This window comes from Ruminococcus sp. AM31-15AC (assembly GCF_003462045.1).
GTDB lineage: Bacteria > Bacillota > Clostridia > Oscillospirales > Ruminococcaceae > Hominimerdicola > Hominimerdicola aceti.
In genome coordinates this window covers 1-9,725 of record NZ_QTYG01000071.1, presented here as the reverse complement: position 1 = coordinate 9,725, position 9,725 = coordinate 1, and the positions used below count along the sequence as shown (strand labels likewise).

5 protein-coding genes and 1 pseudogene are annotated in these 9,725 nt (G+C 38.7%); 1 reads left to right on the top strand and 5 read right to left on the bottom strand.

The window, feature by feature from the left end:
• Positions 1 to 213: pseudogene (locus tag DW793_RS13125) on the top strand (IS3 family transposase); the annotation flags it as partial.
• 21 nt (positions 214 to 234) lie between these two features.
• Here the strand turns inward: DW793_RS13125 and DW793_RS13120 are convergent.
• From DW793_RS13120 to DW793_RS13100, 5 genes are all read right to left on the bottom strand, one after another.
• Positions 235 to 972 carry a hypothetical protein gene (locus DW793_RS13120; RefSeq protein ID WP_118158406.1) on the bottom strand — a complete coding sequence of 246 codons (738 nt, stop codon included), beginning with the start codon at positions 970 to 972 and terminating at the stop codon, positions 235 to 237.
• A 106-nt stretch (positions 973 to 1,078) separates the two neighbouring features.
• Positions 1,079 to 1,471, bottom strand: a complete 393-nt coding sequence (locus DW793_RS13115) for a hypothetical protein (RefSeq protein ID WP_022288328.1) — start codon at positions 1,469 to 1,471, stop codon at positions 1,079 to 1,081.
• 29 nt (positions 1,472 to 1,500) lie between these two features.
• Positions 1,501 to 2,574, bottom strand: a complete 1,074-nt coding sequence (locus DW793_RS13110) for a DUF3991 domain-containing protein (protein ID WP_181988379.1) — start codon at positions 2,572 to 2,574, stop codon at positions 1,501 to 1,503.
• Positions 2,558 to 3,079: a hypothetical protein gene (locus DW793_RS13105; RefSeq protein WP_118158404.1), complete on the bottom strand. Its 522-nt coding sequence runs from the start codon at positions 3,077 to 3,079 to the stop codon at positions 2,558 to 2,560. The genes DW793_RS13110 and DW793_RS13105 overlap by 17 nt, the downstream gene beginning before the upstream one ends.
• Positions 3,080 to 3,135: 56 nt before the next feature.
• Positions 3,136 to 9,705: a MuF-C-terminal domain-containing protein gene (locus DW793_RS13100; RefSeq protein WP_147342212.1), complete on the bottom strand. Its 6,570-nt coding sequence runs from the start codon at positions 9,703 to 9,705 to the stop codon at positions 3,136 to 3,138.
• Positions 9,706 to 9,725: the final 20 nt, after the last annotated feature.

Here is a 9,725-nt window from a genome sequence, read left to right as displayed (position 1 = left end):
CGCTGTGAAAGTATGTGGGCAAGAATGAAAGAAGAGCTGTTCTACAGCCGTGAGGACAAGCCGGAGAACTACACTATGAAAGAGTTGAAGACCATGATCTGGAGATATTTTATGAGTTACTGGGCCAACAGAAGAATCTGCACCGCCAACGGTGGTCTGCCTCCGGCAGCCCGAAGAAAGCTCTACTATGATCATATCTTTCTCGTTGCATAATTCTTGTTCGAATAAAATGTGTCAAGTGATATTGACAAAACCAATAACTTCACTCAACGCACTGTATATACTGTCTGTGCCATAGCCTGCAAGTAATTTTTGCGTTTCATCTATCCATTCGTACACAAAATCTTCTGGTTCGGCAAAATTGTTCTTTCTCCAATTCTTATCGGCAAAATCTTTGAGTTTGTCATAATAGCGATAAACAAATTCCGACCAATCACAGCACAGACTCATTATATCTTTTGCGTCTGTTATAACATTTACTCTGCTAAGAACATCATTATAATAGCGGTCATATGGTTCATTCGTTCCGTACTCTGGCGATCCAACTGTCACTGTTATATCATAGTCAAAGTCACAACTGTCATAATCACAGTCATCTTTAATTCGTTTGAACATATCAGCTATTGACTCAAAATCTTTATTCGCTCGTATATAGTTATACTGAAAATCGTCAAGATTACCGATTGCTTTATCAATCAGCTTATCTTTAATAATGCCATCAACTACGCCTGTAAAAACGCCTTTTGAAAACTTGCGAAGTGGCATTCTTCCACTTCCATTTTCTTTTGGTAAACCATCATTACCTAGTCTGTCATAATCAACGCCTATCTCTATCGGACCACTTTCATGGAGAATGTGATAGGTAAATGCTTTGAACGCTTCTTCATAGTCTATGCCGTCATAAACACCCTCTGTACGTTCGATATAAAAATCGAAGTTAAAAAAATCACCATTGTATAACCTTTCTCTCATAATTATCCGTCCTTTCTGTTTCTAATGCACTGTATGTGTATGCACCGCTATAGGCTCAAAGCTTAAGACCCATAGCGGTACATACAATATGTACCGTTCGCTCCGCTTATTTGATAAAAAGCATACCACTCGTTGTTGCTGACTGAAAATCCTGAATGAGTTTAGGACCAAAGCCGAGTATTGCTAATCCTCCAAGTATTCCTATAAATACACCTTTTGTTTTGCTCATACCGCCATTGCCACCGCCAATAAGCATGATACCTGCGATTATAACTGCAAGAACTGATATGGCATAGCCAATATACTTAGCAGTGTCACCCAAGTCATTGATCCACTTGAGCAGACCAGACAGGTCAGCAAGGACTACAGCCGCCTTGCCATTGTCATTCACATCAATAGCGTCTGCACTTGCGGATACAGCGTTCATCAACATCATTGACAATGCGGCAACTGATGATGAGAGCGTTGCACCAATTTTCTTCATCTTCTTGTTTTTCATAGAAAATCACTCCTTGAATTTTTTTTGTATCAGCGTGACCGCTGAGTTGTATTTGTAACAGCAACTTCTTCACTGTTATCAACTGTTCTCTGTTCTGTAGCTTTCTCCGCTACAGTTAAATAGCTGACCAATGTTTCGTTGTAATCTTTGCCCAATTTAGGAATATGAACTGTAATGTTATACCTGTCAGCATACTTCTCATTTATTTTTGCAATTCCATTTCGTCCTGCTTCGTCATTATCTAAGCAAAGCACAATGTTTTTTATTTCAGGATATCTTTGCAGATATGATTGCAATGCAACATCTGATGTTCCCGACAGTGATAGCCTGTTTTGCTTTTTCCAAACATCATAATCAGGTTTTTGCCCCAATCGTTCAGCCCTTTTCTTTTCAGATATGACATACATCGTTGCATGACTTAGCAAGTCAACTGGAGCTTCAAAGACATAAACAGTATCTTTGTTACTCTCAGGTGTCAAATATGTCAGATTGAAACTGTACTCTTTTTGACTTCCACTTACATTTTTGGGCTTGCGTTTATAGAAGGTATTCGTTACCTTGCTCTCGGCAAACTTTGCTTCATTCTTATCATCAAAACCCACAAACACAACATTTTTGTATTGGTCCTGATATATGTAACTATTTTTAATACAATAGCTGACTATATGAGAATCTATCATTCGTGTTTTAGTGAGATAAGCGGCAGCGTTTCTATACGTTTCGCTTTTGGGTGGCAAATGAAATTCTTTTGGCTCGTCTTTTATTTCAGGAGCTTTTACAAACTCCGTCTTAATATTTCCCGACAAATCTATAATGGTTTCAAAAGCTTCCCGTAAGTCCATACCGTCAATTTTCATAAGCCAATCAATACAATTCAATCCTTTAAGTTCTTGCGAATTCCAATACCAACGTTGCCTGTCACCTTGAACAATCAGACTATCACGCTCTTTACATTGATATACTGAGCCTACTTTTATAAAGGTAAAACCCTCTTTTCGGGATAAGAAGTCAAGCATATCCGTTTGCCGTGCGTCTGCCATTTCTTCAGGAGAATAACGTATGAATTTCTTGCCCGAACCTATATATTCACGGCGTATTGCCATTGATTTTATCCCCCTTTTCAGAGTATAAATTGGCATTTCTATGCCTTGCCAACTCAATTATTGACTTTAAAGCTTTGCGTCGCTTATACTTCTCAGCGTCACCTTCTACTAAATTCATTATTTTATTGATGTAGTCTGTATAGAGCTTGATAGCATAATCAATATTTTCAATGCTCTTAAGGTCAATAACGTCCATATAGCCGTCAAATGCGATACAATCTTTTATTTCTGAACGAATAATTCCTAACGCTTTATGCTCACTGTCATAGTCCGCCACTAAGTACTCAGCTATATATAATCTGCTCAATACTCTATCCGCAAAAGCAAGTGAAAATGCTTCTGCACTTTTGTCCACGGACAAAATCTTGCAAGCATATGGCTCTTGTCTTGCAGTTCTTTTAAACTCGTCTGCTGAACTGCACCCGAAATAGCTGTTAAACGCATTTTCATCGATATAAAATATCTTTGATAGTCGCCTATTACAGCCTATCTGAATTTTATACAATAATTTTCACCTCCGAAAGAAAAAAAAGCCCCTGACAATCAATCAAGGCTTATATCTTAAATTCTTCTATTGCGTGAAGCAGCAATATCTTCATCGCCAAATGGAATACCAAGCTTTTCAGAATAGAGCTTTCCGACAGAACTTAAAGTTTGATATGTCTGATAATCATAGTCAAATGTTCCTACCTTAATATGCTCTCCGTTTGATTTAACTCCTTGCAATGTCAAAAGCTCACTATCTTCCTCCAAAACTATTGCACGGCACTGTTTAAACGTTAAGAACATCGTATCATCAACCGCAGGAATATCATCATCAACGATTTTTCTTGCTTTTTTAGATTTTTCATAGAATCGGTTATCACCCTGAACGCTCTTAACGTATTCCTGTAGGCTACCATATTCCAAGCTCAGGTTATCATCATCGTTGTAAATCTTCTCTATATAACTCTCAGGAACACTATAGGTGAACTTTGCAATTATCGTTCCTGAATTATCTCGGATGTAGCTCTTGTCGATAACAGAATTAACAGTGTCTTGTTTGAAAACTATATCCATATCCCCTGAGTTATCATTCAAGCCTATTTCCGATGTGAGCTGATTGAGTTCTTCTCTCTTTTCCTGATACTCCTTTAACTTTGGAAACTCTCGCTCTGCTATCTCTTTTGACTTCTGCATATTTTTTTGAGCTATTTTCAACTCTTCCTTATGTTTCGATAACAACTGTGGCATATCAACGTCTATAGCATTATCAATGTTATCAAATACATCTGTGTTCGACACGCCAAGAGAAGTAAAGAGCGTTGCATTTTCGTGCGAAACTATTGTCTTGAAAGAGCCATATCCGCCAAGTGATGAATACTGAATTTGTATTTTAAAACCTCTGTAATCACACACATCAATAGGCTCTTCGCCACCAACTTTTCGCAATGCTTTTACAGCCTTGCCTGCTTCTTCCCTATCTGTTATCTTGTTATCAACTATTTCTACGCAGAAATTCTCAGAACGTGGATATTGCTTTGAATACTCTACTGCATTATCGAATATCTCGATAAACTTCTCTGCTCTTTTTATTTGCGTAGGAATAGTGAATGTTATTTCTTCTCTTGCTTTCATTCTATCAGCTTCAAACTCTGACTTTTCACGGCGCAGATTATCCACCTGAGTTGAAAGCTCGAGCTGTCTTTTAATGCGAGGGTCACCTGTTGCCAAAGATTTTATCTCAGCGTAGTTCAATGCCGCTTCGTCAACATCATCTATCGAACGTCCAAGCGGTTTATTTGTCATGACCTGAGATATAAACTTCTGCTTATACTCTATTGTTTGCCACGAGTAACTATCGAATGTACCCTCTGTTGCATAACGGAAAATTTCGACCTCCTTGCAGTCATTTCCCTGACGGAGTATACGTCCCTCACGCTGTTCGATATCAGACGGACGCCATGGAACATCTATGTGATGAAGTGCGCATAGTTTTTTCTGAATGTTTGTGCCTGCACCCATTTTCTCCGTAGAGCCGATAAGTATACGCACTCTGCCCTCATTCACATCTTCAAAGAGCTTTACCTTTTCCTTATCATTTTTTGCGTCATGAATGAATTTTATCTCCTCTTCAGGAACGCCAAGGGCTATGAGCTTGCTCTTGATATCGTCATATAGGTTGAAACCCTTTGACGGCGTAGAGCGGTCAAGGAAAACTACCTGTGTCAGGCTATCATCTTTTGTTTCTTCCCATTTGTTGAAGATGTTATTTACCGCCATATTAACCTTGCTGTCAGGATTATCTTCTACAGTTGGGTCAACAAGTCGCATATCTAACGCACACATCTTTCCGTCATTGGTTATTTTCAGCATATTATCCTTGCTAGGGTCAACTCTTTTTTGATGAACTTCCTCTGCTCTTTCGCCACAATCAAAGATAAATAGTTTCTGTTCCTCTGACGGCTTAGTCAGGCATATCGTATACTTGCCGTTTTTCAGCTTTGGCACTGGTAACTTCAATGTTTCTGCTGTTTGGATATCTGCCACTCTGCGATAGATACTCATCAATTCAGGCAAATTTTTAAACGTTGAGCAACGTTTTTTGGCTCTCCACGAGTTACCTGTAGGAGATAGCTCTATATTTGTTGTCACTTCTGCAAAATCGGCAACCCATGAATCGAAATGCTGTAGACCTTTTTCTCTGAGATAATCAGGCTCGAGATATTTTTTCATGACATACATTTCAGTAAGTGAGTTTGAGATAGGCGTACCAGTTGCAAATACAATGCCACGATCCAATCCATTCTGCTTTTCCTTAATGTACTGAATTTTCAAGAGCAAGTCCTCACTTCGTTTGGACTCAGTCGTTTGTATGCCTGCAATCCTTGACAGCTTTGTGTTTATGGAAAGATTTTTGAAATTATGTGCTTCATCAACAAAAAGTGCGTCAACGCCAAGGTTTTCAAAATAGATATTATCGTCCTGCTCAGTATCATATTCAAGATTTTTAAGTCTTGTTTCTAACTGCTTCTTCTTTTTCTGAGCGTCCTTAACAGACAGATTATCGTCATCATCAGAACTCTGGATAATGTCTATAAGCTCATCTATCTGCTGTTGATAGTATTCTTTTCGCTTTTCAGGCGAAATTGATATCTTTGCAAAAGTTGAATAGCCCATTATTACTGCGTCATAATCTCCTGTTGCTATTCGATTAACAAACGCTTTTCTCCTGCTTTTCTCAAAATCCTCTGATGTTGCAAGAAGAATATTTGCGTCAGGATAAAGCGTCAAGAACTCTTTTCCCCACTGTCCTATCAGATGATTAGGAACAATAAACAGCGGTTTATTTGCAGCACCTATTCTCCTCATTTCCATGGCAGCGGCTGTCATTTCAAATGTTTTTCCTGCACCGACAACGTGAGCAAGCAATGTGTTTCCACCATACAAAACTCGTGCAACTGCATTTTTCTGATGATCCGCAAGCTGTATTGAACTTGTCATTCCTGCAAAAAACAGATGTGAGCCGTCATACGTTCTTGCACGTTCTGTGTTATACTTTGAGTTGTAGATGTTTTCAAGGTCCTGCGTTCTATATGCGTCTGTCCATACCCATTCTTTGAATGTTTCCTTGATTTTCTCAGCCTTGTGATTAGCAGCTATGGTTTTTTCTACGTCTTTTTCTCTGACCTTATTTCCTTTATCATCATAGACCAAGTGACCCAGCTCATCACGCTTATCACGCCATACTGTGCTATCTCTAAGATTAAGAGAGTTTTCAAGTATGTACATAGCATTTATATCCGCTGTTCCATACTCCGTGCTTGTGGACGAGTGATAATTGCCATTGACCTTATTTGACAGTTTCCAATTTGCTGTTGCAGTGTTGTGTTCAACAACTGTACCAATGCCGAAAACCTCTTCTACAAATTGCTCTATATATTTTTCAGGTATCCATGATGAGCCTATCTGAGCTAGTATATCAACTGCTTTGATTTTTTCAGGCTGTACCTTTTCAAGTGCTTCAACGTTTACTTTCAGCTCAGGAAACCTTGATGATAGAAGTTTTGCTTTTCTTAGCTTTTCGACCACATTTCCCGACAAGTATTCGTCTGCCGTCAACCAACCATCAGTAGGCTGAATGTCAGCAGAAAACAATTCGTCAGGGTCACGATACATAAGTATGCCGTTAAGTCTGTTAATGCACTCGTCTACCTTATATCCTGTGATTTTTGATATATGATTAAGGTCAATATATCCATATTCCGCAAGAGTAGCCTGAAAGCCGTCCTCAACTGTATCACAGTGAGTTATTTTTATTGACGGACGTATTGTTCTTTTCAATAAAATATCTGACTTTTCAAACTTTGGTGTTTCAATGCTCTTGAGAAAATCGAGATTATCGTCCCGCACATATCTGAGAGTGTTGTAAACCAGTTTATTGTTCGGGTCTGTTATCTTGCCGTATTTTACGGAGAAATAATTATACTTGCTTTCAAGACTTATTCTGATTTTCTCGTAGTCCTCGTCCGATATATCTGTATTTTGAATGTTTACAGCATACCTCAAATCTTTGGCAAGGTCTATCGCAAGAGTGAGCATTCCCTTTTCTCTTTCTGTAAACGCCTTGCCGCTTTTCCTTTTTGCTTCTACAAGAACGCTTCCGTTTCTTTTATAGATATTATCATTAATTGAAACGTAAAAGCCGTCAGGAATGTTTTCAGGTGCAGGCAATGCTTCTTCCTGTTTCTGCGTATCGTCTGCTTCAGCGGCTACTGGTCTGAGAGATAATTGTGTATAGCGCACATCTGTATTATTCACTAGATTTTCAACACACTCTGACAATGCGTCTTTCAGACTTTTATCTGAAAAAGGGTCAACTGTCATTTCAGGACCATATGGACCTGACTTTATTTTTAGCTCTCCACATATCATTTCAGGGTGATTGATAAAATACTGATTTATACGCTGACCATCTTCATTATAGGCGGTATCGACCCATTCACTGAGTTTTGTCTGTGGAAATGACCTCTTCTTCAGAAAGATTATATCACTGACAACTGTTGTGCCTGCATTAGCTTTAAAAGCCGTATTCGGCAACCTTATAGCACCGATAAACTCAGCTTTTTCGTCTATTTGCTTTCTGATTTTACTACTCTGCTTATCCATTGTTCCTTTTGACGTGATAAAAGCTATCAAACCATTTGGACGGACCATTTCAAGCGTTTTTAGGAAGAAATAATCGTGTATCATAGCATGGTCACGATTATACTTCTTATCGATTACACTATAATCACCGAAAGGAACATTGCCGACTGCCACATCGAACGTGCCTGCTCTGAGCTTTGCGTTTTCATAGCCACACACCTGAACTTCTGACTCAGGGTAGAGCTGTTTTGCAATCCTGCCTGATATGCTGTCTATCTCCACCGCAGTAAAGAATGACCTATCTGCAATATTCTCAGGCGCACAGCCGATAAAGTTTCCAACGCCTGCGGCTGGCTCAAGTATTTTACCGCCACTAAAGCCAAGCTCTGACAACGCTGTATACATTGCGTTGATAACAACAGGCTGTGTATAGTGGGCATTTAGCACCGAGCCTATGGCATTTTGATATTCTTCTCCCGTAAGAAGATTTTTCAGTTGTTCATACTCCTGCGACCACGAGCTATTATTTTTATCAAACGCTTCAGGGATACCGCCCCAACCAACATACTCCGACAGCACTTGCTGTTCATCTTTGGTTATGTTGCGATTTTCTTCTTCAATCTTTTTTAGAAGCTGAATAGCTGTCACGTTTCTATTGAATTTCTGCTTTGGACCTCCAACGCCTAGCTGTTCGTCAGTGATAACAAAATTTTCAGATGAAGAGCCGTTATTGAACGAGCCTTCATCATCTATTTTAACAAAGTTGTTAGGCTTAGTTGCCAATGCTTCAGACTCAACTATCTCCTTTTCTCTCACCGCTTCAAACTCGGCAATGACCATTGACAGGTCCTCATCATGAGAAATAGGATACCAACCTGTATTATAGTCAAGGAGCGTAACTGTATTTTTCTCTTTGTCGATTTTTGAAATCGTGTAATGGCGTTCGCCATAATCTATTTCATCACCAACTGCAAAAGGTATCTCAACTTCCGTATCTTCCAATGTCGAATTTTCAAAGAAAGAGAGTTGTTCTGCATTATTTTCCTGCTGCATACCCTTGACAATATTGCGACTTTGGTGTATAATAATATTGAAGTCAAGATTGTTTGTTAATTCGGAGTATTGTTCTCCCCATCTCTCAAACATTGCTTGGCTTTTTTGTTTGTCACAAAAAAGGAGATTATCAGATTGAACTATTCTCCTAAAATACTCAGAAAAATTATTTCTCCCATACACACTTGTAATGAAATTAGAGCTGACATTTTCAACTTCATATCTACCCTCGCCATTTGGCTTTATGCTCGCAATTATCGGATTATCACTCTTGTCAACTTCTGATGTTACAACAATGATACTGTCTTTACGATTTGGAGAATCAATAATCATTACAGGGTGCGAGAGAAGTTCTGGTAATCTTTTTATCTGCTCAATTTCAAGACCATGCCGATGATTTTTTTCATCAGGCGGTAAAATTGCATTTTTCAAATGCTTTTGTGTATACAGCATAGGCAGCTGTTCACAGCCAACATCAAGCAAGATTTGTGGAGTGTCACATACTTTTAAGCTTGTATAGAATGGCAATACTCCGCCTAAAGCTTCATCAACCTGTTCTGCAAATGATTTTTCAGAGCCGTTATCATCAACAACCTTGATGTTATCAGGGTCATTATCAATCATTTCAATATGCTTTATAATGACATAATCATCATCCGTTTCAGCTCCGAGAAGAAGTGCTTTTGCCGTTGACTGTATAAAGCTTTCTTTGTTATATACAGCGTCATAGTCTTTGAAATATTCAAAGAACTGATTTTTTTGATTATCTGAAAAAGAGGAAATAAACTTGACCGCTACCCTATTTTCTAGGTCAACTTCAACTGCGTACTCACCGCTCTCTTTGTCAACAACATTAACAATGTTATCTCGTTTTTGCTCAATGATATACTCTCTCGATACACCATTTTCGGAAATAACGATCGTATTGTCCTCAATCTCATTTTTGTCCATGGACAAAACATTTGCAATGT

What these genes read in the sequence shown, in the direction of transcription:
- DW793_RS13100 (WP_147342212.1), bottom strand. Translation starts at nt 9,705, where the DNA reads ATGGACAAAAATGAGATTGAGGACAATACGATCGTTATTTCCGAAAAT.
- DW793_RS13115 (WP_022288328.1), bottom strand. Translation starts at nt 1,471, where the DNA reads ATGAAAAACAAGAAGATGAAGAAAATTGGTGCAACGCTCTCATCATCA.
- DW793_RS13120 (WP_118158406.1), bottom strand. Translation starts at nt 972, where the DNA reads ATGAGAGAAAGGTTATACAATGGTGATTTTTTTAACTTCGATTTTTAT.
- DW793_RS13110 (WP_181988379.1), bottom strand. Translation starts at nt 2,574, where the DNA reads ATGGCAATACGCCGTGAATATATAGGTTCGGGCAAGAAATTCATACGT.